This is a genomic window from Bordetella genomosp. 2, assembly GCF_002261345.1.
GTDB lineage: Bacteria > Pseudomonadota > Gammaproteobacteria > Burkholderiales > Burkholderiaceae_B > Bordetella_A.
The window spans coordinates 824,372-849,585 of record NZ_NEVT01000006.1 but is presented as its reverse complement, the minus strand read 5'-3'; the positions used below and the strand labels follow the sequence as shown (position 1 = coordinate 849,585).

At 67.7% G+C, this 25,214-nt stretch carries 24 protein-coding genes; 9 read left to right on the top strand and 15 right to left on the bottom strand.

The window, feature by feature from the left end; all coding sequences use genetic code 11:
• Window positions 1–125 precede the first annotated feature (125 nt).
• The gene (locus tag CAL24_RS14225; protein WP_094807006.1) at window positions 126–1,070 is read left to right on the top strand and encodes a glycosyltransferase family 9 protein; all 945 of its coding nucleotides are present in this window, start codon (window positions 126–128) and stop codon (window positions 1,068–1,070) included.
• Here the strand turns inward: CAL24_RS14225 and CAL24_RS14220 are convergent, their stop codons facing one another.
• The 7 genes from CAL24_RS14220 to CAL24_RS14190 all read right to left on the bottom strand — a co-directional run bounded on the left by CAL24_RS14220 (window position 1,071) and on the right by CAL24_RS14190 (window position 6,255).
• Window positions 1,071–1,688: a Maf family protein gene (locus tag CAL24_RS14220; RefSeq protein ID WP_419670674.1), complete on the bottom strand. Its 618-nt coding sequence runs from the start codon at window positions 1,686–1,688 to the stop codon at window positions 1,071–1,073.
• A 6-nt stretch (window positions 1,689–1,694) separates the two neighbouring features.
• Entirely contained in the window at window positions 1,695–2,165 is a 471-nt protein-coding gene (rlmH, locus tag CAL24_RS14215; protein WP_028355518.1) for a 23S rRNA (pseudouridine(1915)-N(3))-methyltransferase RlmH, read from the bottom strand.
• Between the two features lie 6 nt (window positions 2,166–2,171).
• Window positions 2,172–2,570, bottom strand: coding sequence for a ribosome silencing factor (rsfS, locus tag CAL24_RS14210; RefSeq protein WP_028355517.1), 399 nt, complete (start codon window positions 2,568–2,570; stop codon window positions 2,172–2,174).
• Window positions 2,571–2,611: 41 nt separating this feature from the next.
• Window positions 2,612–3,199, bottom strand: coding sequence for a nicotinate (nicotinamide) nucleotide adenylyltransferase (gene nadD, locus CAL24_RS14205; RefSeq protein ID WP_094807005.1), 588 nt, complete (start codon window positions 3,197–3,199; stop codon window positions 2,612–2,614).
• Window positions 3,196–4,107, bottom strand: a complete 912-nt coding sequence (hemF, locus tag CAL24_RS14200; RefSeq protein ID WP_028355515.1) for an oxygen-dependent coproporphyrinogen oxidase — start codon at window positions 4,105–4,107, stop codon at window positions 3,196–3,198. Before hemF ends, nadD begins: the two co-directional genes overlap by 4 nt.
• Before the next feature lie 17 nt (window positions 4,108–4,124).
• Window positions 4,125–5,432: a phosphoribosylamine--glycine ligase gene (gene purD / locus CAL24_RS14195; RefSeq protein WP_028355514.1), complete on the bottom strand. Its 1,308-nt coding sequence runs from the start codon at window positions 5,430–5,432 to the stop codon at window positions 4,125–4,127.
• A 91-nt stretch (window positions 5,433–5,523) separates the two neighbouring features.
• A complete protein-coding gene (locus CAL24_RS14190) occupies window positions 5,524–6,255 on the bottom strand; it encodes a YebC/PmpR family DNA-binding transcriptional regulator (protein WP_028355513.1) in 732 nt (243 codons plus the stop codon).
• A gap of 133 nt (window positions 6,256–6,388) precedes the next feature.
• Between CAL24_RS14190 and CAL24_RS14185 the strand changes: the two genes are divergently transcribed.
• A complete protein-coding gene (locus tag CAL24_RS14185; RefSeq protein ID WP_028355512.1) occupies window positions 6,389–7,909 on the top strand; it encodes a helicase HerA-like domain-containing protein in 1,521 nt (506 codons plus the stop codon).
• Between the two features lie 42 nt (window positions 7,910–7,951).
• Here the strand turns inward: CAL24_RS14185 and CAL24_RS14180 are convergent, their stop codons facing one another.
• The gene (locus tag CAL24_RS14180) at window positions 7,952–9,319 is read right to left on the bottom strand and encodes an aspartate aminotransferase family protein (RefSeq protein ID WP_028355511.1); all 1,368 of its coding nucleotides are present in this window, start codon (window positions 9,317–9,319) and stop codon (window positions 7,952–7,954) included.
• 132 nt (window positions 9,320–9,451) lie between these two features.
• Here CAL24_RS14180 and CAL24_RS14175 point away from each other — a divergent pair, with 132 nt between their 5' ends.
• The gene (locus CAL24_RS14175) at window positions 9,452–10,384 is read left to right on the top strand and encodes a 2-hydroxyacid dehydrogenase (protein ID WP_028355510.1); all 933 of its coding nucleotides are present in this window, start codon (window positions 9,452–9,454) and stop codon (window positions 10,382–10,384) included.
• Window positions 10,385–10,401: 17 nt separating this feature from the next.
• Here the strand turns inward: CAL24_RS14175 and CAL24_RS14170 are convergent, their stop codons facing one another.
• Window positions 10,402–12,210, bottom strand: coding sequence for an alkaline phosphatase D family protein (locus CAL24_RS14170; RefSeq protein WP_094807003.1), 1,809 nt, complete (start codon window positions 12,208–12,210; stop codon window positions 10,402–10,404).
• 175 nt (window positions 12,211–12,385) lie between these two features.
• On the opposite strand from CAL24_RS14170, the gene ubiU reads away from it, so the two are divergent.
• The 4 genes from ubiU to CAL24_RS14150 are packed head-to-tail and all read left to right on the top strand — an operon-like array spanning window position 12,386 to window position 15,107.
• Window positions 12,386–13,402, top strand: a complete 1,017-nt coding sequence (ubiU, locus tag CAL24_RS14165) for a ubiquinone anaerobic biosynthesis protein UbiU (protein ID WP_094807002.1) — start codon at window positions 12,386–12,388, stop codon at window positions 13,400–13,402.
• Window positions 13,403–13,407: 5 nt separating this feature from the next.
• Window positions 13,408–14,292 (top strand): U32 family peptidase, encoded by an 885-nt coding sequence (locus CAL24_RS14160; protein ID WP_094807001.1) that lies wholly within the window; start codon window positions 13,408–13,410, stop codon window positions 14,290–14,292.
• Entirely contained in the window at window positions 14,289–14,705 is a 417-nt protein-coding gene (ubiT, locus tag CAL24_RS14155; RefSeq protein ID WP_028355506.1) for a ubiquinone anaerobic biosynthesis accessory factor UbiT, read from the top strand. Before CAL24_RS14160 ends, ubiT begins: the two co-directional genes overlap by 4 nt.
• 15 nt (window positions 14,706–14,720) lie before the next feature.
• Complete coding sequence (locus CAL24_RS14150; RefSeq protein WP_028355505.1) at window positions 14,721–15,107, top strand: putative zinc-binding protein; 387 nt, start codon at window positions 14,721–14,723, stop codon at window positions 15,105–15,107.
• A gap of 33 nt (window positions 15,108–15,140) precedes the next feature.
• On the opposite strand, the gene CAL24_RS14145 is transcribed toward CAL24_RS14150, so the two are convergent.
• The 4 genes from CAL24_RS14145 to CAL24_RS14130 all read right to left on the bottom strand — a co-directional run bounded on the left by CAL24_RS14145 (window position 15,141) and on the right by CAL24_RS14130 (window position 19,392).
• Complete coding sequence (locus CAL24_RS14145) at window positions 15,141–16,313, bottom strand: NAD(P)H-dependent flavin oxidoreductase (RefSeq protein WP_283162972.1); 1,173 nt, start codon at window positions 16,311–16,313, stop codon at window positions 15,141–15,143.
• 118 nt (window positions 16,314–16,431) lie between these two features.
• Window positions 16,432–17,193, bottom strand: a complete 762-nt coding sequence (locus CAL24_RS14140) for an anaerobic ribonucleoside-triphosphate reductase activating protein (protein WP_094807000.1) — start codon at window positions 17,191–17,193, stop codon at window positions 16,432–16,434.
• A complete protein-coding gene (gene nrdD / locus CAL24_RS14135; RefSeq protein ID WP_028355502.1) occupies window positions 17,156–17,338 on the bottom strand; it encodes an anaerobic ribonucleoside-triphosphate reductase in 183 nt (60 codons plus the stop codon). Before nrdD ends, CAL24_RS14140 begins: the two co-directional genes overlap by 38 nt.
• Window positions 17,339–17,403: 65 nt before the next feature.
• Window positions 17,404–19,392 (bottom strand): ribonucleoside triphosphate reductase, encoded by a 1,989-nt coding sequence (locus tag CAL24_RS14130; protein WP_094807277.1) that lies wholly within the window; start codon window positions 19,390–19,392, stop codon window positions 17,404–17,406.
• 176 nt (window positions 19,393–19,568) lie between these two features.
• Here CAL24_RS14130 and hemN point away from each other — a divergent pair, with 176 nt between their 5' ends.
• Together hemN and CAL24_RS14120 are read left to right on the top strand one after the other, a co-directional pair.
• A complete protein-coding gene (gene hemN / locus CAL24_RS14125) occupies window positions 19,569–21,077 on the top strand; it encodes an oxygen-independent coproporphyrinogen III oxidase (protein ID WP_094806999.1) in 1,509 nt (502 codons plus the stop codon).
• Between the two features lie 138 nt (window positions 21,078–21,215).
• The gene (locus CAL24_RS14120) at window positions 21,216–22,286 is read left to right on the top strand and encodes a tartrate dehydrogenase (RefSeq protein WP_094806998.1); all 1,071 of its coding nucleotides are present in this window, start codon (window positions 21,216–21,218) and stop codon (window positions 22,284–22,286) included.
• Window positions 22,287–22,424: 138 nt separating this feature from the next.
• Here CAL24_RS14120 and CAL24_RS14115 read toward each other — a convergent pair whose 3' ends face one another.
• Both CAL24_RS14115 and CAL24_RS14110 read right to left on the bottom strand, forming a co-directional pair.
• The gene (locus CAL24_RS14115; protein ID WP_028355498.1) at window positions 22,425–24,014 is read right to left on the bottom strand and encodes a DHA2 family efflux MFS transporter permease subunit; all 1,590 of its coding nucleotides are present in this window, start codon (window positions 24,012–24,014) and stop codon (window positions 22,425–22,427) included.
• The gene (locus tag CAL24_RS14110; RefSeq protein ID WP_094806997.1) at window positions 24,011–25,201 is read right to left on the bottom strand and encodes an HlyD family efflux transporter periplasmic adaptor subunit; all 1,191 of its coding nucleotides are present in this window, start codon (window positions 25,199–25,201) and stop codon (window positions 24,011–24,013) included. Before CAL24_RS14110 ends, CAL24_RS14115 begins: the two co-directional genes overlap by 4 nt.
• Window positions 25,202–25,214 lie beyond the last annotated feature (13 nt).

Genomic DNA, 25,214 nt, shown 5'->3' with positions numbered 1-25,214 from the left:
TCGGCGCTCAGGCAGCGGAAAAAAATCTAACCATTTGTTCATAATTCCCTGGGACTGACCCACCGCCCTTGGGCTAGAATCGCGCACCATCCGGATTTCCATTACCGGAAATTAATACGGTGCCTATGGAAGACGTCGTTGTCTATATTCGCAGCCGGGCCAAGTTTGGCGACCAGATCGTCTCGTTTCCCGCGCTATATCAATTAAAACAATGGTGGCCGCAAGCCACGCTGCGGGTAGTCGGACAGCATGCGGTGTCGGGATATTATCTGGCGCTGCCCTGGGTGGACGAGTACGTCCAGGCCGAAAGCCTGCTGGATGCCGCCAAGGCCATGCCCTGGCGGGCCGACATGGCGGTATACCTGCACCACAGCAGCGAACGCTACGGCATCATCAGCCTGCTGCGCAGGCCCAAGGTGCGGCTGGGCTTCCAGAATGGCCGCATGCTCGACTTCGCGTGGTCGCACGCCTGGCGCAAAGATATCAACGAATATATCGGGCTGGCCAATCTGCTGATGCTCGGCACGTATCGGCCGGTGCAGCCGGAGGCGGCGGCGCGCGCCTGTTTCGAACACATCGCGGCCTTGGCGCAACGGCCCGTGCCGCCAGCGGATGTCGTCATGATCCCGGGCGGCGGCGATGGCGAATTCAAGCGCTGGGGAGTACGCAACTTCGTCGCGCTGGCCGACCTGCTCAAGGCCCGGCTCGGCGCCCAGACCCGTTTCAGTTTTATCCTGGGGCCCGCCGAAGCCGCCGAACAGGCGGCCTTGCAGGCGCTCAACCGACCGGATTTCGAGCTGGTCAGCGGCCGATCGGTAGCAGAGCTGGCGGCGCTGATGCTGGACGCGCGACTGATCGTGGCCAACGACTGCGGGCCGTCGCATATCGGCCAGGGAGCCTGCGTGCTCTATGTCGGCATATTCAATGAGGCCAATCCCGAGTGGTTCTGGGCACGCCCCTATACGGAAGCCGTATATCCAGACTCGGGACGGGTCGATATCCAGCTGGTCGCGCCGGCCCAGGTGGCCCAGGCCTGCCTGCGGGTGTTGCAGGCGCCGCGGACGCGCTGATCAAGGTATATGGATACCCGCCAGGCGCAACAGATTGGCGGTTTCAAACAAGGGCAGGCCCATGACGCCGGTGTAGCTGCCTGACAGGTGCGCCACGAAGGCGCCGGCCAGGCCCTGGATCCCGTAGGCCCCGGCCTTGCCGTAGGGCTCGCCGCTATCGCAATAGCGCTCGATATCGCTGGCGGACAACTCCCGCATGCGCACTTCAGAGATCGACACCGCCTCGCGCAGTGTTCCTTCATATCCCAGCACGACCGCCGTATGCACCTGGTGCGTGGCGCCGGACAGGCGCTGCAGCATGGCAATCGCATCGGCCCGGTCGACGGGTTTGCCCAGGACTCGTCCCCGCAGGATCACGGTGGTGTCGGCGGCCAGTAGCGGCAGGATGGGCAATTCCTGTTGCGCCAGCCACAGCGCCGCCCGCTCGGCTTTTTCGCGCGCGGTGCGCCGGACGTAATCGGCAGCCGCCTCGCCGGGGTGCTGGGGTTCGTCCTCGCCGGGCGGAGCCGGCACGGTCAGGACCGTGTGCGGCAGGCCGATCTGGGTCAGCAGCTCGTGCCGGCGCGGGCTGGCCGAGGCGAGGTAGAGCCGTGGCGCGGGATCCGTGACAGGGGCCATGGGCATTCAGGCGCGGTGATAGGGGTGGTTGGTCAGGATGGCCCAGGCGCGATAGAGCTGCTCGGCCAGCACCACGCGCACCATCGGGTGCGGCAGGGTCAGCGATGACAGCCGGATCTGGCCATCGCAGGCGTTTTTCAGCGATTCGTCCAGGCCATCGGGCCCGCCCACCAGGAACACCGCATCGCGGCCGCTGGCGCGCCATTGCTCGAGCCGTTGCGACAAGGCCATGGTGGTGAGGTCGCGGCCGCGCTCGTCCAGGGCAAGCCGCAAGGCGCCGGCCGGAATCGCCGCCTCGATGCGGCGCGCTTCCGCCGCCATCATCTGTGCCGGCGTCTTGCCAGATGTGCGGGGTTCAGGCTTGATTTCCCGCAGTTCCAGGGCGCAGTCGGCGGGCAGCCGCTTGGCATAGTCGTTCCAGGCCGTCTCGACCCATGCCGGCATGCGATTGCCCACGGCGACGACGATCAGCTTCACGCCGGCTCAGCCTTCGTCGTCGTCGAATCCGCTGTCCGCCGCGCCGGGACGGGTCGAGCCGGGCAGCAGTTTGACGCGCACCGGCTTGTCGCCCCAGATTTCCTCCAGGTTGTAGTACTGGCGGATGGCGGGCTGCATGATGTGCACCACGATGTCGCCCAGGTCCACCACGACCCATTCGCCGGTATCCTCGCCTTCGACAGTGATGCCGGCCAGCTTGAGCGACCGCCCGCGGTCGGCGACGCTGGAAGCGAGCGCGCGGGTCTGGCGGTTCGAGGTGGCGCTCGCGATCACCACCCGGTCGAACAGGCTGGTCAGGTGCGTGGTGTTGAAGACCCGGATGTCCTGCGCCTTGACGTCTTCCAGGGCGTCTATGACGGCGCGTTGCAGTTTTTGTATATCCATGTTCTCAAATATAACCCGGCCAGGGGAGCCGGCCGGCCGATTTACCGGTACAGGCCATGGTCGGCGATGTAGCGGGCGACTTGCGGCGCCAACTGGCCGGAGGTGGATTCGCCGCGCGCCAGCCGGGCGCGGATGTCGGACGCCGATACGTCCATGGGCGCGAACGGCAGCGCCTGCAAGCGGCGCCCGTGCGCGGCCAGCCATTGCGCCAGTTCGTCGGGCGGCGCCAGCGGGGAGCCGGGCCGGGTCGCCACGGCCAGGTCGACCAGTTTGGCGATCTCCCGCCATTGATTCCAGGTGCAGAAATTGGCGAGCTGGTCCGCGCCCAGCAGCCAGACGTACTGGACGCCGGAGGGCAGGGCGCGCAGCGTGTCGATGGTGTAGGTGGCGCCGCCGCGCTCGAGCTCGATAGGGTTGACGGCCAGGCCGGCTTCGCCGTCGATGGCCAGCTCGATCATGCGCAGGCGGTGCTCGGGCGCCGCCCGCAAGGGCGCCCGCTGCCAGGGGTTGGCCGCCGGGATGAACTGCACCTGGGCCAGCTGCAGCTCGTCCAGGGAGGTGCGCGCCAACGCCAGATGGGCCAGGTGGATGGGGTCGAAGCTGCCGCCCAGGAGGCCGATGCGGTTCATGCCCAATCCCGTGGCTGCAGGAAGGCGGCCAGCGCCGCTTCCGGGGTGCCGGGGGCCGGATGCCAGTCGTAGCGCCATTGCGCCATGGGCGGCATCGACAGCAGGATGGATTCGGTCCGGCCGCCGGACTGCAGCCCGAACAGCGTGCCGCGGTCGAACACCAGGTTGAATTCCACGTAGCGGCCGCGCCGGTAGGCCTGGAAGTCGCGTTGCGCCTGCCCGTACGGCATGTCGCGGCGACGCTCGACGATGGGCAGGTAAGCCGGCAGGAAGGCGTCGCCGACCGAGCGCATCAGGGCGAACGAGGCGTCGAACCCGGGCTCGTTGAGGTCGTCGAAGAAGATGCCACCGACCCCGCGCATCTCGTTGCGGTGCTTCAAATAGAAGTAGTCGTCGCACCAGCGCTTGTACTGAGGATAGTATTCCGCGCCATGCGGTTCGAGCGCCGCGCGACAGGCTTGGTGAAAATGCCGGGCGTCGTCCTCGAAGGCGTAGTAGGGGGTGAGGTCGAGCCCGCCGCCGAACCAGAAGACGTCGCTTTCGTCGTGGCCCGGCCGGGCGGCGGCCACGAACATGCGCACGTTCATGTGCGTGGTAGGCACGTACGGGTTGCGCGGGTGCAGCACCATGGACACGCCCATGGCCTGCCACGTGCGCCCGGCCAGCTCGGGGCGGTGGGCGCTGGCCGAAGGAGGCAGCCGCGTACCCTGCACGTGGCTGAACAGCACGCCGGCCCGTTCCAGGAACTGGCCGCCTTCGATCAGGCGCGATACTCCGCCGCCGCCTTCCGGCCGCTGCCAGGTATCGGTGCGGAAGCTCTCCCCGCCGATCTGTTCCAGGGCCTGGACGATCCGCGCCTGCAGGCCGGTCAGGTAGGCGTGGACGTCGGCAACGGGGATCGCGTTCATCGGTGCTGCCTGCATGGTCAGGCCTGCGGCTTGGCCTTCTGTTGCGAGGGCCTGAGCGCGCGCCAGCCGATGTCGCCGCGATACTGGCGGCCATCGAAGTGGACCGCGTCGACCGCTTCGTAGGCGCGCTCGCGCGCCATGCGCACCGAATCGCCCAGGGCGGTGACACACAGCACCCGCCCGCCGGCGGTCTTGAGCTGGCCGTCCTCGAGGCGGGTGCCCGCATGGAAAATGGCGCAATCTTCCGTCTCGGCCGGCAGCGGGCTGATGACGTCGCCGGTGCGCGGCGTGCCCGGATAATTGTGGGCGGCCAGCACCACGCCCAGGGCGGTGCGGCGGTCCCAGACGATGTCGGCCTGGTCCAGCGTGCCGTCGACGGCGTGCTCCAGGGCGTCGAGCAGGTCGCTCTTGACCCGCATCATGATGGGCTGGGTTTCCGGGTCGCCCATGCGGCAGTTGAATTCCAGTGTCTTGATGGCGCGGTCGGGATCGTCGCCCGGCGCGATCATCAGGCCCGCATACAGGAAGCCGGTGTACGGGATGCCGTCGCGCGCCATGCCCTGCACGGTGGGCAGGATGATCTCGCGCATGATGCGGTGGTGCAGCTCCGGCGTGACGATCGGGGCCGGCGAATAGGCGCCCATGCCGCCGGTGTTCGGGCCGGCGTCGCCGTCCTGCAGGCGCTTGTGGTCCTGGCTGGTGGCCAGGGCCAGCACGTTGCGGCCGTCGCACATGACGATGAAGCTGGCTTCTTCGCCGACCAGGCATTCCTCGATGACCACACGGGCCCCGGCCTGGCCGAGGCTGCCGTCGCCCAGCATGGCGTCCACGGCCGCGTGCGCCTGCGCCAGGTCGGTCGCCACGACCACGCCCTTGCCGGCGGCCAGGCCGTCGGCCTTGATGACAATGGGCGCGCCTTGCTGGTCGATGTAGGCGTGCGCCTTGGCGGGGTCGGTGAAGGTCTCGTAGCGCGCGGTCGGGATGCCGTGGCGCACCATGAAGGCCTTGGCGTAGTCCTTGGAGCTTTCCAGCTGGGCTGCCGCCTTGGTGGGGCCGAAGATCTTCAGGCCGCGGGCGCGGAAGAGGTCGACCACGCCGGCCGCCAGCGGCGCTTCGGGGCCGACCACGGTCAGCGATACGCCTTCGCGCTGCACGAAATCGGCCAGGTCCTCGGGGCTGGTGAGCGGTACGTTTTGCAGCAGGTCGCCGTGCTCGGTGCCGCCGTTGCCGGGCGCGACGAACACTTTGTGCACGCGGGGAGAGCGGGCCAGTCGCCAGGCGAGGGCGTGTTCACGGCCGCCGGAACCGATAACCAGGAGTTTCATGTCGGGTTGCTTTCTAAAGTGGCCATGACGATGCCGCGGCACGCATGGCGTACAGGTTCGGCGCGGCGCCTTTCGCCGCGCCGGTGACGGGTCATTGCGCTTCGTCGAATACGACCGTGGTATAGACTTCCTGTACGTCGTCCAGGGCTTCCAGGGCGTCGAGCAGCTTCTGCATCTTGGCGGCGTCGTCGCCGGTGAGTTCGGTTTCGTTCAGCGGCTTCATGACGATGCCGTCGACTTCGGCTTTCAGGCCGGCGGCCTCGAATGCATTGCGCACCGCAGCATAATCGCTCGGGGCGCTGATGACTTCGATCACGCCTTCCTCGTCGGTGGTGACGTCCTCGGCGCCGGCCTCCAGGGCGGCTTCCATGACCGCGTCCTCGGGCGTGCCCGGGGCGAACACGAACTGGCCGCAATGCTTGAACATGAAGGCGACCGACCCTTCCTGGCCCAGGTTGCCGCCGTTCTTGGCAAACGCATGGCGCACCTCGGCCACGGTGCGGGTGCGGTTGTCGGTCATGCAGTCGACGATGACCGCCGCGCCGCCGATGCCATAGCCTTCGTAGCGGACTTCCTCGTAGTTGTCGCCGTCGGCGCCGCCAGCGCCGCGCTGGATGGCGCGCTGGATGTTGTCCTTGGGCATGTTGGCGTCGGTGGCCTTGTCCCAGGCCATGCGCAGGCGCGGATTGCTGTCGGGGTCCGGGCCGCCGGCGCGCGCCGCGACGGTGATCTCACGGATGATTTTGGTCCAGAGCTTGCCCCGCTTGGCGTCCTGACGCCCCTTGCGGTGCTGGATATTGGCCCATTTGCTGTGTCCGGCCATGGTTTCCCAGAAGATGATGTCGGCAAAAATGGCATTTTACCGTGCTTGGCCCCCCTGGTTGCGGCCGTGCGCACAATCGGCGTCGCTCGCTCTACACTTGGGGCACCTTTTTTGCGCTGCCTGGAGAGCTGCCATGCCCGACCCCCTCGTCATAGCCAAGAACGCCAAGGCCAGCCTGGCGCTGCTGCCCGCGCTGGCCAACCGCCACGGCTGTATCACCGGCGCCACGGGTACCGGCAAGACGGTTACATTGCAGGTGCTGGCGGAGGCCTTTTCCCGCATCGGCACGCCGGTGTTCATGGCCGACGTCAAGGGCGACCTGACCGGCATCTCCCAGGCGGGCGCCGCCTCGCCCAAGCTGCAGGAGCGCCTGGCCACGCTGGAGCTGCCCGAGCCCGCCTGGGGCGCCAGCCCGGTCGTGCTGTGGGACGTGTTCGGCGAGCAGGGTCTGCCGGTGCGGGCCACGGTGTCGGACATGGGGCCGCTGCTGCTGTCGCGCATGCTCGAGCTCAACGACACCCAGGAGGGCGTGCTGACGCTGGTATTCCGCGTCGCCGACGACGAAGGCCAGTTGCTGCTCGACCTGAAGGACTTGCGCGCCATGCTGCAGAACGTGGCCGACCGCGCCGCCGAGTTGAAGACGCGCTATGGCAACGTGTCTTCGGCCTCGGTCGGCGCCATCCAGCGCAGCCTGCTCACGCTCGAGTCGCAGGGCGCGCAGCAGTTCTTCGGCGAGCCCATGCTGGACGTGGCCGACCTGATGCGCACCGACGCCCAGGGGCGCGGCATCGTCAGTATCCTGGCCGCCGACAAGCTCATGCAGTCGCCGCGCCTGTACGGCGTTTTCCTGCTATGGCTGCTGGCCGATCTCTACGAGAAGCTGCCCGAGGTGGGCGACCCCGACAAGCCCAAGCTGGTGTTCTTCTTCGACGAGGCGCACCTGCTGTTCGACGATGCGCCCAAGGCGCTGCTGGACAAGATCGAGCAGGTGGTGCGGCTGGTGCGCTCCAAGGGGGTGGGGGTGTATTTCGTGACCCAGAATCCGCTCGACATCCCCGATTCGGTCCTGGGCCAGTTGGGCAACCGGGTGCAGCATGCGTTGCGGGCGTTTACCCCGCGCGACCAGAAGGCCGTGAAGACGGCCGCCCAGACCATGCGGCCAAACCCCGGGTTGGACATCGAGGCCGCCATCACCGAGCTGGGGGTGGGCGAGGCGCTCGTATCCCTGCTCGACGCCAAGGGGCGGCCCGCGCCGACCGAGCGGGCCTGGATCCTGCCGCCGGGCAGCCGCATCGGCCCGGCCACCGCGGCCGAACGCCAGGCCCTGCAGGATCCTGCAATGGCGGGCAAATATGCCCAGTCGGTGGACCGCGAGTCGGCCTACGAGGTACTGAACGCCCGCGCCAGCGCCGAAGCCCCGGCCGAGACGGGGCAGGCAGGACCGGGCCAGGCTGCCGGGCGGGCGCCCGCCCAGCCGGCCGAATCGGGCGGCTTGATGGATGGCCTGAACGAAGTGCTGTTCGGTTCCACCGGCCCGCGCGGCGGCAGGCGCGACGGCGTGGTGCAGTCGGTGGTCAAGAGCACGGCCCGCACGTTCGCGCGCCAACTGGTGCGCGGCGTGCTGGGGTCGTTGCTGGGGTCGCGGCGGCGCTAGGAAAGGCTGCCCGGCGGCGGACGCGGCCGCCCGGGCAGCTTCTCAGGCGGCGACGAATGCGCTGACGTCGTCCAACGTGGCGGCAAAACGCCGGACCATGTCGCGCACCTGGTCGGCCTCGATCACCAGGGGCGGGCAGAAGGCCACGGTGTCCTGGATGCCCCGCACGATCAGTCCATGCGCATGAGCGCGCTCGTAGGCATGGGCGCCGGCCTTGCCCAGCGGGTCGAACGGCTGCCGGGTGTTCTTGTCGGCCACCAGCTCCACGCCCGCGATCAGGCCCACGCCGCGGATTTCCCCCACCAGCGGATGGTCGGCCAGCGCGCGCAATTCCTGTTGCATCAGCTGGCCCATTTCGGCGGCATGCTCGATCAGGCCGCGTTCGTCGATGATGGCCAGGTTCTCCAGGGCCACCGCGGTGGCCACCGGATGACCGCTGGCGGTGTAGCCATGGCCGAATGTGCCGAGCTTGCCGCTGTGGGCCGACACGACGTCCGCCACCTTGGCATTGAGCAATACCGCGCCCAGGGGCTGGTATGAAGAAGTGATCTGCTTGGACAGCACCATCATGTCCGGCTCGATGCCGAACACGTCGCTGCCGAACCGCTGGCCCAGGCGGCCGAAGCCGGTGATGACTTCATCGGCGATCACCAGCACATCGTATTTGCGGCATACCGCCTGGATCTTTTGCCAATAGGTGCGCGGCGGGACGATGACGCCGCCCGCGCCCATGACCGGCTCGCCGATGAACGCCGCCACCGTGTCCGGTCCTTCCCGCAGGATCAGCGCCTCCAGCTCGTCGGCCAGGCGGGTGGCGTAGTCTTCTTCCGATTCGCCGGGCTGGCCGTGGCGGTAATGGTGAGGGCACGCCGTATGCAGGATGCGCGGCAGCGGCAGGTCGAAGCCCTTGTGGTTGCCCGGCAGGCCCGTCAGGCTGGCCGAGGCGACCGTCACGCCATGGTAGCCGCGCAGGCGCGCGATGATCTTTTTCTTTTCGGGGCGGTCCAGCGCATTGTTGTAGTACCACACCAGCTTGACCACGGTGTCGTTGGCCTCGGACCCCGAGTTGGTGAAGAACGCCTTGGCCATGCGGCCGCCGGTATAACCGATGAGGCGTTCGGCGAGCTCGATGGCCGGCGCGTGCGATTTATGCGTGAAGGTGTGGTAGTAGGGCAATTTCTGCAGCTGGCGCGCCGCCGCGTCGGCCAGCCGCTGCTCGCCGAAGCCCACTGCCACGCTCCACAAGCCGGCCATGGCTTCCAGGTAGCGCTGCCCCTGGTCGTCGTAGACATACACGCCTTCGCCCCGGTCGATGACGATGGGGCCGGTGCGCTGGTGCGTGACGGCGTTGGTGTAGGAGTGCAGTTGGTATTGGACGTCGCGTTGCTGGGTCTGGGTCAGTGAGCTCATGGGTTCGGCCTGAAAAAGCGGCGGGGCGATGCGCCGGGCGCCTGTCAGCCTGTTATATCATCAACAGGTCCAGGCGTGCGCAGCGGCGCACGCCTGCTTTCATTGGTTCACGACCGCCGGGGATCTGCGCGCATGAAAATCGTCTTCGCTTCCAGCCATGAAATTTCCCAGCACGAATGGATCGAGCCATTGGCGCAGGCGCTGCCGGGAGCCGAAGTGGTCTTGTGGCGTCCCGATCTCCCGGCGCAGGATGCCGACGTGGCGGTGGTCTGGACGCCGCCCGATGCGCTGTTCCAGCGCGAACGCAGGTTGCGCGCGGTGTTCAACCTGGGCGCCGGCGTCGATGCGTTGTTCCGCCTGCCTTCGCTGCCGCCCGACATGCCCGTGGTGCGGCTCGAGGACGCGGGCATGGCGGTGCAGATGGCCGAGTACGCCGTCTGGGCAGTAGTGCGCGCCAGCCGCCAGTTCGATGCCTATGTAGCGCAGCAGGGGGCCGGCCAGTGGCAGCCCCTGCCGGAGCTCGATCGTGCCCAGTGGCCCGTCGGCGTGCTGGGAACCGGCGTGATGGGCACGCGCGTGGCCCAGACCCTGGCCGCGCTCGATTACCCGGTGGCGGGCTGGTCGCGCAGCGGCAAAGTGCCGGCCGGCGTCGAAGGCTTTGCGGGCGCGGATCAATTGCCGGCGTTCCTGGCGCGCACCCGGGTGCTGGTCAATACGCTGCCGCTCACGCCCGAAACGCGCGACATCATGCGCCGCGATACGTTGCGGCAACTGTTGCCCGGCGCCTACCTGGTCAACATGGGGCGCGGCGACCATCTGGTCGAAGAGGACCTGCTGGCGTTGCTCGACACGGGGCATATCAGCGGCGCGACGCTGGACGTGTTCCGCCAGGAACCGCTGCCCCAGGAGCATCCGTTCTGGCGCCATCCGCGCGTGACCGTGACGCCGCACGTGGCTGCGCTGAGCCTGCGGCGCCAGACCATCGCGCAGGTCGCCGACAAGATCGGCCGCTTCATGCGCGGCGAACCGCTCACCGGCGTGGTGGAGCGCGACCGCGGCTATTGAGCCGGTGCCGCGCCGGATCAGGCCGGCAGCAACTTGCGGTTGCCCTGGCCGGGCAGGCAGCGCAGGCCATGTCCCAGCGTGGCCGTATATTGCGGCTGCTTGACGGTGTCGACATAGTGCCAGTCGGCGCGCACCGCCTCATGGGTGGCGGTCAGCACCATATAGCCGCGCAGGCTGGTTTCGGCATACTTCAGGCTGCCTGCCCAGTTCCGCCCGATGGGCGGAAGATTGTTCAGGTTGGTCAGTCCGGTCACCAGCGCCGCCAGTTCGGCAGGCGTGCCCGCGCCGGCAAGGTACTCCTCGAAACCGGGCGACGAGACAGACGAGGTCGCGAACTCGACGCCCACCGGCGTGCCTGTCATGTCGCGCAGCTCGCCGGCCCACGCGTTGTGCGTATCGCCGGCCAGCACTACCAGGTTGCGGTCCAGGTCGCGCGCCGCGGCCAGGACGCTCTCGCGGGCAGCCCAGTAGCCGTCCCAGGAATCCAGGTTGTAGGGCAGGCAGGGCAGGGCCAGCAAGGCCTGCTCCGACTCGGTCAGAGTCGGGTCGCCGGCTGCCTGGCGCTGCAGCAAATTGACGTACTGGGCCGGGCTCGCCAGCAGATGGGCGGGCACCTTCACGTCGCCAAGCCGGCCTGCCGCCGAAAGCATGCCCAGCAACACCGGCAACGGCAGTTGCACCGGCGTCATCAATACCTGCTGGCCCAGCACCTGCCAGGTGGCGCGGGATTCGGCCAGGCCCGCGCGCAGCCATTCCACCTGCGGTGCGCCCAGCAACTGGCGATCCGCCGCGCTGACGTCGGCGCCGAACCTGGCGATGAACTGCTCGAGCCCTGCCTGCGGATCGGGGTTGCCCAGCAGTTCGGGCAAGTAAGCCTCCAGGGCCAGTTGCCGGTCGCGCGCCAGGACGCGGGTATCGAGCATATGCAGCGACAGCAGGTCGCCGAAGTCGAAGCGGCGGAAGACTTGGTTCAGCGGCTGCTGTTCGCGGGTGGGCAGCCATTCATGGTAGGCGCGGATGGCAGCCGCCTTGCGCAGCTCGAAGTCGCCCTCGGAATCGGGCTGGTGATTGGCCGCTCCATCCTTCCAGGTGTTGTCGGTGACTTCATGATCGTCCCAGACTGCGATCATGGGCATGGCCGCGTGCAACGCCTGTAGATCGGGATCGCCGCGGTACAGCGCGTAACGCTGGCGGTAGTCGGCCAGGGTGATGATCTCCCGGTCGGGCAGCACTTCGCGCTGCATGTCGGCCGCCTGTCCGGAGGCATAACCTTCCCGCCCATACTCATAGATGTAGTCGCCCAAATGCACGGCGGCATCCAGGTCGCCGCGCTTGGCGGCCTCTGCATAGACGTGAAAATAGCCAGCCGGGAAATTGGAGCATGAGAACACCGCCAGCCGGACTTGCGCCACGGCGCCGGTGGGCAGCGTGCGGGTGCGCCCGACCGGCGACAGGGTCTCGCCATGCGCGAAGCGATACCAGTAGGCGGTGGCCGCTTGCAGGCCCTGCGCATCGACCTTGACCGTGTAGTCGCGCATGCTGTCGGTGGTGGCCTCGCCGCTGGCGACGATCCGGCTGAAAGCTTCGTCTTCGGCCACTTCCCATTGCACTGTCAGCGTGGCGTCCCGCTCCGGCGTGGCGCGGGTCCAGAGTATCACCCGGTCGGCCATGGGATCGCCGCTGGCTACCCCATGGTCGAAGCTGACCTTGGGCCGGTCATCGTCGTCATCGCTGCTGCCGCAGGCAGCCAGCGTCAGGGTCGAGGCGACGGTCAGGGAGCCCGCGGCATTGCGCAGGAAGCGACGGCGGGAGATGCGATTGGCCATGTTCGGTGGGCGCGCGCGGAACGCGGTCGTTTGGAGTGCGCACAGTCTGGGTCACAACGGTGACAGTGCTATGAACGGGCCGCTGGGTGCGGTAGCCTTGGCGCCGGCCGGGCGGCCGGGCCAGCTTGATCTGCGACAAGGCAAAAAAGTAGGACCACCTCCTACACTGCCGGGCATGGAAATCCGAACGACCCCCATCGGCCTGGTGGCTCCCGCCGGCAGCCTGGCGGCCCTGAAGGCCGCACTGAACGCCGGTGCCGACGCGGTCTACCTGGGGCTGAAGAATGCCACCAACGCGCGCAACTTTGCCGGGCTCAATTTCACCGAGAACGATATCCGCGCCGGTGTCGACCAGGCGCATGCCATGGGCCGCCAGGTGCTGTTCGCCATCAACACCTTCCCGCAGGCCGGGCACAGCCAGGAATGGCGCGCCGCGGTCGACGCGGCGTATGCGCTGCAGGCCGATGCGGTCATCATGGCCGATCCGGGCCTGCTGGCGTACGCGCGCGACCGCTACCCCGAACTGCGCCTGCACCTGTCGGTGCAGGGCTCCGCGACCCACGTCGACGCCATCGAGTTCATGCGCGAGCAATTCGGCATCAGCCGGGTCATCCTGCCGCGCGTGCTGACCATGGCCGAAATCGGCAAGATCTGCGCCCAGACCACCGTCGAGATCGAAGTCTTCGGTTTCGGCAGCCTGTGCGTCATGGCCGAAGGCCGCTGCCTGCTGTCCTCCTACGCGACGGGCGACTCTCCCAACAACAAGGGCGTCTGCTCGCCGGCGCATGCCGTGCGCTGGATCGACACCGACGGCCACATGGATGCGCGCCTCAACGGCATTCTCATCGACCGCTACGCGCCGGGCGAGCCGGCGGCGTATCCCACGCTGTGCAAGGGCCGCTTCGAGGTCGAGGGTACGGCCGACTACGCCCTTGAAGAGCCCGCCAGCCTGAACGCCCTCGGGCTATTGCCCGCGCTGCACGCGATGGGAGTGGCGGCGCTCAAGGTCGAAGGGCGGCAACGCAGCCCGGCCTATGTGGCCCAGGTGGTAAGCACATTGCGGGCCGCCCTGGACGCCGTGCACGCCGACGCCGCCCGTTACGCCGTCAAGCCGGACTGGCTGGCTGCGCTGGCCCGCCACGCCGAGGGGTCGCAGGTCACGCAAGGCGCTTTCGATCGTCCCTGGAAATGACCGCCATGTCGTATCAGATCTCGCTGGGCCCGTTGTTGTACTACTGGCCCAGGCAAACCGTGCTGGATTTCTGCGCCGGCCTCATCGACACGCCGGTGGATGTCATCTACCTGGGAGAAACCGTCTGCAGCCGGCGCCACGAGCTGCGCGCCGCCGACTGGCTCGAGCTGGCGCGCGCGCTGCGCGATGCCGGCAAGACCGTGGTCCTGTCGAGCCAGACGCTGATCGAAACCAGTGCCGATGCGCACGCGCTGCGGCGCTTGTGCGAAAACGACGATTTCCTGATCGAGGCCGGCGAGATCGGCGCCTTGCGCCATCTGAAAGGGCGCCATTTCGTCGCCGGCCCGCACGTCAATGTCTACCACGGCGACACGCTGGCCTGGCTGGCGGCGCAAGGGGCGATGCGCTTTGTCGCACCGCTCGAAATGGACCGGCAATCCCTGCAGCGCCTGCTGCAGGACAGACCGGCCGGGATGCAGGCCGAGGTGATGGTATGGGGCCGCCTGCCGCTGGCCTTCTCGGCGCGCTGTTTCACGGCGCGGCATTTCCGGCTGAAGAAGGACGCCTGCGAGTTCCGCTGCATCGATTACCCGGATGGCCTGTGCGTGCGCACGCGCGAGTCGCAGGATTTCCTCGCGATCAACGGCATCCAGACCCAGTCCGCGGCCTGCCTGGATCTGCTCGATCATGGCGCCGACCTGGTCGAGATGCAGGTCGATGTCCTGCGCGTGAGCCCCCATTCGCAGGGCACCCTGGATGCCATCGCGGCGTTGGACGACATACGCCATGGCCGGCAGCCCCGGCCGGTATCGCCGCCCGCCGGCATCGGCCGGTGCAACGGCTACTGGCATGGGCGAGCCGGTATCGACTTGATAAGTACCTCACCATGAAACGCCATCCTTCACTGCTGCCCGCGCTGGACCGCCTGTTACCGCCGCCGCTGGTCTCGGCGCATTTCGTGCTCGGCCTGGAAGTGGCCAGGCTGCTCAAGTGGCTGGTCCCGCCGCCCGAAATCGAAGGCAGGCGCTTTGCCATCAAGGTCGATGACGTCGGCCTGCGCAGCTGCTTTACCTGCCGGAACGGCCGTTTCCGACCATTATGGACGACCGAGGCCGACCTGGAGCTTGGCGCCTCGTTCGGCGACTTCCTCGCTCTGGTGCGAGGCACTTCCGATGCGGATACCCTGTTCTTCCAGCGGCGCCTGCGCATTGCCGGCGACACGGAGCTTGGACTCATCGTGAAGAACTGGCTGGATGCCGCCGACCGTCCGGCATGGCTCCGCCGCGCCGACGGCCAGGCCTGACCACCGGGCGCCGCCATGCCGAAACCTTCGTTGCCCCTCGTGTACTCGTGCTCCGGCTGCTCCAGCGTGGCGCAGTTGGCCAACCGGCTTGCCATCAGGCTGGACCGCGAAGGCATGGCCGAGATGTCCTGCATCAGCGGGGTGGGCGGAGGCGTGCCGGCCCTGGTGAAGCGGGCTCGCAGTGGGCGGCCCATCCTGGCGCTGGATGGTTGCGTGCTGGGATGCGTGAAGGCATGCCTGGCGCGTGCCGGCATTCGCCCGGACCGGCACCTGTTGCTCAATGAACACGGTGCGGTCAAACGGTATCACCAGGACTGCACGGAAGAAGAAAACGCCGCGGTATGGCAAACCGTGCGGGAAGCCGCGGCCAGCCTGCTCCAGGCCGGCCACTGCGTGGAGTGAATGGCACGGTGCCCCGCAACGGGGCGCCGGATATCAAGTCGTTGCCAGGGAGGCGTCGGCGGCGGCAGGGGGCGTCGCCGGCATGCTGCCGTGCAGCAGGTAATCGATGAGTTCGCGCACCGGACGTATGGCATTGCCGAAAGGTAGCTTGGACGCGCCACGGAAGAACAGGCCTCGGTCGATTTCTCCCCGGACGGCGGCAGCCAGCTTGAGGTCGATGCAGAACTGCCCGAACCGGGCGATGCCGTCGCGCAAGCCGCATTGGGTCAGGCAGTCCATGCGCTGGGTGCAGCGGCGTGGATCGGCCCGGGCATGTTCCTGCAGGCGTTTTTCCTGGCGCAGGTAGCGGGTCAGCCATGGGGTCGCGACGGCACGCGCGGGCAGGCCGGCCACGCTGATGAACTCTTTCAGTTGGGTGGGGTCGGCATCGATCAGGACTTGCTTGAAGTTGCGGTGAGCGTCGCCTTCATCGGTGACGGCGAAGGCCGTGCCCACCTGCACGGCGTCCGCGCCATTGGACAGCCAGTGCCGCACTTTTTCGTGGCTGCCGACGCCGCCAGCCACGATGAGCTTGGGCGCGTCGCGGCTCAGGCCGAGTTCGTCGAATATTGCCCGGCATTCGGCCAGGACCCGGCCAAAGCTGAAGCGCTCGTCCCGCAGTTCGGACAGCTTGGTGGCGCCGAGGTGCCCGCCGGCATGGCCGGGGTGCTCGATGACGACGGCCGAGGCCAGGCGGCCCTTTTTCAGCCACTTCTTGAGGACGATGCCGACGCCGCGGGCTTCCGACAGGATGGGGATCAGCGCGACCTTGTCGTGGCCGGCCGTCATTTCGGGGAGGTCCAGCGGCAGGCCGGCGCCCATCACAATGGCGTCGGCCCCGCTTTCGCAGGCCTGCTGGACCAGGGCGGCATGGTCGCGTACCGCCTTCATGACGTTGACGGCGATCAGGCCGCGGCCGCCCGAGAGTTGGCGCGCGGCGCGGATTTCGCGGTCGAGCGCCACGCAGTTGGCCTGGTCGATGGCGGCGCGGTCGCGGCACTTGATGGTTTGTTCGAGCAAGTCGGGGTGATGATGACGCAGATCGACGCTGGCAATGGTGCCGACGGCGTTCTCCCGCGCCACTGCGCCGGCCAGGCGGTGAGCCGAGATGCCCACGCCCATGCCGCCCTGGACGATGGGCAGCAACTCGCGGCCGGCGAGCGTCAATGTCTTGAACTACATGGAAAAGAAATCCCTATTTTGGGCAATGGCGCAACGGTAGGGCATGATGTGCGTCCCTGTATTGCGCGAGATCAATGGAAACCTAGGACTTAGTTACGAAGCCCTAGCGATAGGAGAAGCGCTGGAACAACGCCTGGAGCTGGTCCAGCGCGGCGGAGCTCAGCAATGCCGTGGGGGCGGCGTCCGGCGCGGCGCGATGGTGCTGCACCGCGTACTGACGTACGCCGCGGGCGGCGAGATCGCGCGCGAGCGCCAGCAGTTCCGGTTCGCCGAGCCATTCCGGGCTCCAGGTGGTGCGGCATTCGAATTCGACCGCGCCTGCCAGCAATGCCTCCAGGCAGGCCTGCGTTGCGGCATGGCTGTTCGGGCGCCCGACCAGGGCGTCGTAGCCGGCGGGATCGGTCTTGATATCGAGCCCTACCCAATCCAGGCGAGGCAGGAGGTCGCGCAGCCGCGCGGGATAGATGCCGGCCGTATGCAGGGCGACGCGGAACCCCATGGCCTGGACGGCGCGCACCATGTCCGGCAGGCGCGGCTCGGCCAGCGGCTCGCCGCCGGAGAACACGACCGCATCGAGCAGGCCCCGGCGCCCACGCAAGAAGCCGAGCACGTCGTTCCAGGCGTAGTGCCCGGCGCGGGGCTGCAGGTGCGGATTGTGGCAGTAGCTGCAACGCCACGGGCATCCGGCGATGAAGACGACGGCGGCCAGCATGCCGGGCCAGTCCACGCTGGAGTAGGGCACGAGGCCGCCGATGCGGGGGGCGCCGTGCGGGACGCCTGCCACGGCGAGCGGCATCGACGGCCGCCCTGCGCGCGCGCCGAGGGGCTCAGGCGGCGCGTCGTTCACTGAAGAAGCGGCGCTCATTGAATTCGCCTTGCTTGCCCGTATTGAACGAGGCGACCGGGCGGTGGTACCCCATGACGCGGGTCCAGATTTCGCAGCGCACGCGCTGGCTGTCGTCGAGTTGGACCGCGGTGCGGGCGGGAGTGTCGGGAGATAGGACTTGCATGATGGCTCCTTGGGTGAAGGGGAGTGCGGGCCGGCGGGCCGGCTCGCGCAGGCGCCGGACGGCGCCTAGCTGCAGCATGCCGCTTGCCTGGCGAGCAAGTCGGCATCGCATTTCGGGCAGAACTCGTGCCGGCCGGACAGGTAGCCGTGAGTCGGGCAGATCGAGAACGTGGGCGTGACGGTGATGTAGGGCAGCCGGAAGTTCTCCAGGGCGCGGCGCACGAGCTGGCGGCAGGCCGCGGCGGACGACACGGCCTCGTTCATGTACAGATGCAGGACCGTGCCGCCGGTGTACTTGCTTTGCAGCGCTTCCTGCATGGCCAGCGCCTCGAAGGGGTCGTCGGTGTAGCCCACCGGGAGCTGGCTGGAGTTGGTGTAGTACGGCTGCGCGTCGGTGCCGGCCTGCAGGATGTCGGGCCACCGCTTGCGGTCTTCGCGGGCGAAGCGGTAGGTGGTGCCTTCGGCCGGCGTGGCCTCGAGGTTGTACAGATGACCGGTGGACTCCTGGAATTCCGTCATGCGGGCGCGCACGTGGTCCAGCAGGCGGACCGCCATGGCATGGCCCTGGGGCGAGGCGAGATCGTAGGCGTCGCCGCTGAAATTGCGGACCATTTCGTTGATGCCGTTCACGCCCAGCGTGCTGAAATGGTTGCGCAGGGTGCCCAGGTAGCGCCGGGTGTACGGATACAGGCCCTGGTCGATATAGCGCTGGACGACCTTGCGCTTGACCTCGAGCACGTCGCGTCCCAATTCGAGCAGGGTGTCGAGCCGCCCGAGCAGCGCCGATTCGTCGCCGGCATGCAGATAGCCCAGCCGCGCGCAGTTGACCGTGACCACGCCCACCGAGCCGGTTTGCTCCGCGGAGCCGAACAGGCCATTGCCGCGCTTGAGCAGTTCGCGCAGATCCAGCTGCAGGCGGCAGCACATGGAGCGCACCATGTGCGGTTCCAGGTCCGAGTTCAGGAAGTTTTGGAAATAGGGCAGGCCGTACTTGGCCGTCATTTCGAACAGCAGCTCGGTATTGGGGTGGTTCCAGTCGAAATCGGGCGTGATGTTGTAGGTGGGGATGGGGAAAGTGAAGACGCGCCCCTTGGCGTCGCCGGCCATCATGACTTCCATGTAGGAGCGGTTGGTCATGTCCATCTCGGCTTGCAGGTCGCCGTAGCTGAAAGGCATTTCCTCGCCGCCGATGTAGGGAATTTGCTCGCGCAGGTCGGCCGGGCAGGTGAGGTCGAAGGTCAGGTTGGTGAAGGGCGTCTGGGTGCCCCAGCGGCTCGGCACGTTGAGGTTGTAGATGAGCTCCTGCATGGCCTGCTTGACGTCGGCGTAGCGCATCCGGTCACGCCGCACGAACGGCGCCATGTAGGTATCGAACGAGCTGAATGCCTGGGCGCCGGCCCATTCGTTCTGCAGGGTGCCGAGGAAATTGACGATCTGGCCGATGGCGGCCGACATGTGGCGCGGCGGCGTGGCTTCCACCTTGCCGGGGATGCCGTTGAACCCTTCGGTGAGCAACTGGCGCAGCGACCAGCCGGCGCAGTAGCCGCTGAGCATGTCGAGGTCGTGGATGTGGATGTCGCCGTCGCGGTGCGCCTGGCCCGCCTGCGGGCTGTAGACGTGCGAAAGCCAGTAGTTGGCCGTGACCTTGCCTGCCACGTTGAGGATCAGCCCGCCCAGGCTGTAGCCCTGGTTGGCGTTGGCATTGACGCGCCAGTCGCGCTGGTCGAGGTATTCTTCCATGGCGCTTTCGACGTCCACCAGCGTATGCCGCAGCGAGCGCAGGCGGGCGTGGCTCTCGCGATGGACGATGTAGGCGCGCGCCGTGCGCCAGTGGCCGGCTTCGACCAGCGTGTCCTCGACCAGGTTCTGGATGGTCTCGATGCCGGGGCAGGGCTGCTCCGCCAGGCGGTCGATCACGCGGGCCCCCAGCGTGCCGGCGCGCGCTGCGTCGATCTCGCCGGTGGCGCTGCCCGCCGCGGCGATGGCCTGGACGATCTTGGAGGCATCGAAATCGACGATCCGGCCGTCGCGCTTGAGGATCTGCTGGGGAGTCATGGCGATATACTTCATGTAGTGTGAGTGCTGGTAGGCTACTACTACATGATGTGGTCCGGAAGCTTGCCAGCCAGGGCAATCGGCGGACGCTTGATGCGGCGCAAGCGCAGCGATCAATTGCTAAATATTTGCGCTAAATCAAGATGTTGGCGAGGGCGCTTCCCGATAATGGGGTCATGCAATCCCCTCTTTCCGCCGACGCCTGTCCGGGCCTTCCTTCCCATCCCCCCCCAGCCGCCTCCGCACCGCCGCCTTCGCCGCCCTCCACGGCTTGCCGCGCTCCCGAGGCAACTTCCCGGCCGCTGCCTTTCTCGCGCGACATCCTGGCCCGGCTGGACAAGAACGGACCACGCTACACGTCGTATCCCACCGCCGATCGCTACCACGACGGCTTCGGCCAGGCGCAATACACGCAGGCGCTCAAGCGGCGCGCCCAGGATGCCGCCGCCGCCGGGCCGCGGCCACTGTCGCTGTACGTGCACATCCCGTTCTGCGAATCGCTGTGCTATTACTGCGCCTGCAACAAGGTCATCACGCGCCACAAGGAGCGCGCCGCCCGCTACCTGGACGCCCTGGAGCGCGAAATGGCCCTGCATGCGCGCCTGATCGGCCATGCCGAGCCGGTGTCGCAGTTGCACTTCGGCGGCGGGACGCCCACGTTCCTGTCCGACGCCGAGCTCGATCGCCTGATGGCGGCGCTGCGCAGCCATTTCCGGCTGCTGCCCGACGCCGAGGTCTCGATCGAGGTCGATCCGCGTACCGCCACGGCGCAGCGGCTGGCCCACCTGGCCCGGCTGGGGTTCAACCGCTTGAGCCTCGGCGTGCAGGATTTCGACCCCGCCGTCCAGCGCGCCGTGCACCGCGTGCAGTCCTACGACAGCGTGCGCGACCTGGTGGCCAGCGCCCGCGCAGCGGGTTTTGCCTCGGTCAACATGGACCTGATCTACGGCCTGCCCCTGCAGACGCTTGCCTCGTTCGCCCGCACGCTGGAACAGGTATGCGGCCTGCGGCCGGACCGCATCGCGTTGTACGGCTATGCCCATCTGCCGCAGCGCTTCAAGCCGCAACGGCGCATCCTGCCGGCGGAACTGCCCGACGGCGAAACCCGGGTCGGCCTGCTTGGCCTGGCCATCGGCCGGTTCCTGGACGCGGGCTACGACTACATCGGCATGGATCACTTCGCGCTGCATGACGACACCCTGGCGCAGGCCCGGCGCGCGGGGCGCCTGCATCGCAACTTCCAGGGCTACAGCACCCAGCCCGACTGCGACCTGATCGCGCTGGGGGTGTCGGCGATCGGGCGGGTCGGCGCCACCTACAGCCAGAACGCCAAGGGGCTCGACGACTATTACGCGCATATCGAGAGCGGCCGGTTCGCGGTCGAGCGCGGGCTGGAGCTCGATGCCGACGACCTGCTGCGCCGCGACGTCATCATGGCCATCATGTGCCAGGGCGGGCTGGATTTCCGCGCCGTCGAGCAGGCCCATGGCATCGCCTTCGAGCAATATTTCGCCACCGAACTGCAGGGGCTGCGCGACCTGGCCGCCATGGACCTCGTCCGTCTCGTCCCGGGCGGCCTGCGGGTCACCGACATGGGCTGGTACTTCGTGCGGGCCGTGGCCATGGTGTTCGACCGCCATCTGCGCGAGCGCAGCACGCAGGCGCAGTATTCGCGCATTGTATAGGGCGACGCCCAGGGGGCGCTCGTCGCCAACCGGTAGACAGAGATAAACTGACGCCGAGGCGGCACGGCGCGCCGGGAATCGCCTTCCCGGCGCGCCGTGCCGCGCTGAATCGGTTCAGACCTCATTTGGAGAATACTGGTGGCAGGAAACAAGCATAAGATTGCCGTGATCCCCGGCGACGGCATCGGCAAGGAAGTGGTGCCCGAGGGCCTGCGCGTGCTGGACGCCGCGGCGACGCGCTTCGGCATCGACTTTCAATGGGATCACTTCGACTGGAGTTGCGATTACTACGCCAAGCACGGCAAGATGATGCCGGACGACTGGGCCACGCAGATCGGCAGCCACGAGGCGATTTTCTTCGGCGCCATCGGCTGGCCCGCCACGGTGCCGGACCACGAAGCCCTGTGGGGTTCGCTGTTCCGCTTCCGCCGCGATTTCGACCAGTACATCAACCTGCGCCCGGTGCGCCTGATGCCGGGCGTGCCGTCGCCGCTGGCGGACCGCAAGCCGGGCGATATCGATTTCTTCATCGTCCGCGAGAACACCGAAGGCGAGTATTCCAATAGCGGCGGCCGGCTGTTTGCGGGCACCGAGCGCGAGGTCGTCATCCAGGAAAGCGTGTTCACCCGGGTGGGCGCCGACCGGGTGCTGAAGTTCGCCTTCGAGCTGGCCCAGAAGCGCGGCAAGCACCTGACCGCGGCGACCAAGTCGAACGGTATCTCGATCTCGATGCCGTGGTGGGACGAGCGCGTGGCCGACGTGGCCAGCCGCTATCCCGACGTGCGCTGGGACAAGTACCACATCGATATTCTGTGCGCCCACTTCGTGCAGCATCCCGACTGGTTCGACGTGGTGGTCGCGTCCAACCTGTTCGGCGACATCCTGTCGGACCTGGGGCCGGCCTGCTCCGGCACCATCGGCATTGCGCCGTCGGCCAACCTGAACCCGGAGCGCAAGTTCCCGTCGCTGTTCGAACCGGTGCACGGTTCGGCGCCCGATATCTACGGCCAGGGCATCGCCAACCCGATCGGCCAGATCTGGAGCGGCGCGCTGATGCTGGATTTCCTCGGCTACCCCGAAGCTTCGCAAGCCGTGGTGAGCGCCATCGAGAAAGTGCTGGCCGAGGGGCCGCGCACGCGCGACATGAAGGGCAATGCCTCGACGGTGGACGTCGGCAAGGCCATCGCCGAAGTCGTGGCGCGGGGCTGACTGTCTACTTGCGCTAACAAGGTGTCACTAACAAGGTGTCAGACACCCGGAGGGTGTCTGACACCTGCACCATCGCAGCCACGCCTGCGACATCGCAATCCACGTCCGGGCCGACTGTTGGCGGCGCCTGGCGACGGGTCAATGCGCGCCGGCCGCCGCCTCGGCGGCGCCGCCACCGCCGCTCGCGGCCTTGTCGCGGCCATGGGCGAACCAGACCAGGCCGGTAAGCAGGATGAAGATCACCCCGGACGCATAGAAGACGTCCAGCGCCGACATGGTGAAGGCCTGGGTATTGATCATGCCGTCCAGCCGCGTGATGGCTTCCTGGTGCGATATGCCCAGGCTGTTCTGCAGCGTGGCGATGGCCTGGTCGAACGGCTGGTGGCCGGGCGCCGCGATCTCGGTCAGGCGGGCGTGATGTTGCGACGCGCGGTTCTCCCATACGGTGGTGGCGATCGACGTGCCGAATGCGCCGGCGGTCAGGCGCAGAAAGTTCGACAGGCCCGATGCGGCCGGGATGCGCCACGGCTCGAGGCCGGACAGGGTGATCGAGGTCAGCGGCACGAAGAAGGCCGCCATGGCTGCGCCTTGCACGATGGTGGGGATCATCAGCGTGCGCATGTCGACCTGCGGGTTGAAATCCGCCCGCATGAAGCACACTACCGCGAAGATCAGGAACGCCACGGTGACCAGCAGGCGCGGGTCGCGCGTGGCCAGCATCTTGCCGACGATGGGCGTGAGCAGGATCGCCAGCAGGCCTACCGGGGCAGTCACCAGGCCCGCATAGGTAGCGGTGTAGCCCATGTTGCTCTGCAGCCATAGCGGCAGCAGCACGACGTTGCCGAAGAATACGCCGTAGGCTACCGCCAGCGTCAGCGCGCCGACCGTGAAGTTGCGCTGCTTGAACAGGCGCAGGTCCACCACCGGATGCGCGTCGGTCAGCTCCCAGATCAGGAAGAACACGAACGCCACGAACGCCACGATGGCCAGGGCCAGGATGACGGGGCTGGCGAACCAGTCCAGTTCCTTGCCTTTGTCCAGCATGATCTGCAGGGAGCCTACCCAGACCACCAGCAGTACCAGGCCGAGCTTGTCGATGGGGAGCTTGTGGGTGGCGGATTCGCGATCGCGGTAGACGCGCCAGCTGATCCAGGCGGCCAGCAGGCCCACCGGCACGTTGATGTAGAAGATCCACGGCCAGGTGTAGTTGTCGGAGATCCACCCGCCCAGCAGCGGCCCGGCCACGGGCGCGACCAGGGTGGTCATGGACCATACCGCCAGCGCCATGCCTGCCTTGGATTTGGGAAAGCTGGCCAGCATCAGGGCCTGCGACAGCGGGATCATCGGCCCGGCCACGGCGCCCTGCAGCACGCGGAATGCGATCAGGGCCTCCAGCGACGGCGAGAACCCGCACAGCCAGGAGGCCAGCACGAATAGCAGCGTGGAGGCCAGGAACAGCCGCACCTGGCCGAAGCGCTGCGTCAGCCAGCCCGTCAGCGGCACGGTGATGGCATTGGCGACCGCGAACGAGGTGATGACCCAGGTCCCCTGGCTGGTGCTGACGCCCAGGTCGCCCGAAATGGTGGGGATGGAGACGTTGGCGATCGAGGTGTCCAGCACATTCATGAACACCGCGGTCGACAGCGCGATCGAGCCGATGATGCGGGTCGCGCCCTCGAGCGGCGGCGGGGCGCCGCCGGCGGCCTGGGAACGGGCGGCGGTGCTCATGATGCCAGGTTGGCCCGGATGATCTTGGCGATCAGCGCGTCGGCCTCGGCCTGGGTATCGCTGAACGCCTTGGTGGACCAGGCCGGCTCATGGCGCTGCGGCAGCGGCGCAAGCTGGTCGCCGTCCTGGCTGACGTCGACCTCGACTTCCATCGACAGGCCGACGCGCAGCGGATGCGCCTTCAGTTCCTCGGGATCGAGTTCGATGCGCACCGGCACGCGCTGCACCACCTTGATCCAGTTGCCGGTGGCGTTCTGCGCCGGCAGGAGCGCAAAGGCGCTGCCGGTGCCGGCGTCCAGCCCAACCACCGTGCCGTGGTAGGTGACCGAGCTGCCGTACATGTCGGCCGTCAGCGTGGCGGTCTGGCCAGGATGCATGCGCCGCAACTGGCCTTCCTTGAAGTTGGCCTCGACCCAGACCTGGTCGAGCGGGACGACGTTCATCAGCGTGGCGCCCGGCGCCACGCGCTGCCCCACCTGCACGCTGCGGCGGGCGATCAGGCCATCGACCGGCGCCGGCAGCACGGTGCGCGAATGCGCCAGCCACGCATCGCGCAGCCTGGCGGCCGCCTGCCGTACGTCGGGATGGTCGGCTACCGTGGTGCCTTCGGTGAGCGCCTGGTTGGTTGCCAGCCGCGCCTGGGCGGCGGCCAGCGCCGCCTTGGCCTGCGCGAGGCCGGATTGGGCCGATTTCAGGGCGGTGCGGGCGTGGGTGAGCTCCTCGCCGCTGACGCCGCCCGACTTGGACAGGGCCTGGCGGCGCTGCAAGTCGGTTTGCGCGCGGCTCAGGTCGGCCTGGGCGCGCTCGATGTCGGCCTGGCGTACCTCGACGTCGGCCGCCAGGGAGTCGTTCTGGGCGTACAGCGTACGCACCTGGTGCACCGTCTGGGCCAGCTGGGCCTCGGCCTGCTGCAGCGCCACTTCGGCGTCGGCCGGATCGAGCCGGACCAGCGGCTGGCCGGCCTTGACGTGTTCGGTGTCGCCGGCTTCGATGGCGATGACGGTGCCGGGCACCTGCGGGGTGATCTGCACCAGGTTGCCGTGTACGTAAGCGTCGTCGGTGCTTTCCACGCGGGAACCGAACAGCGCCCACCAGATGGCATACAAGACCGCCAGCGCGATGAAGACGCCGGCGGCGATCAGCAGCATGCGTTTGCGTGCGGGATTGGCTACGGGAGTTGCGGTCATGACTTCGGGATCC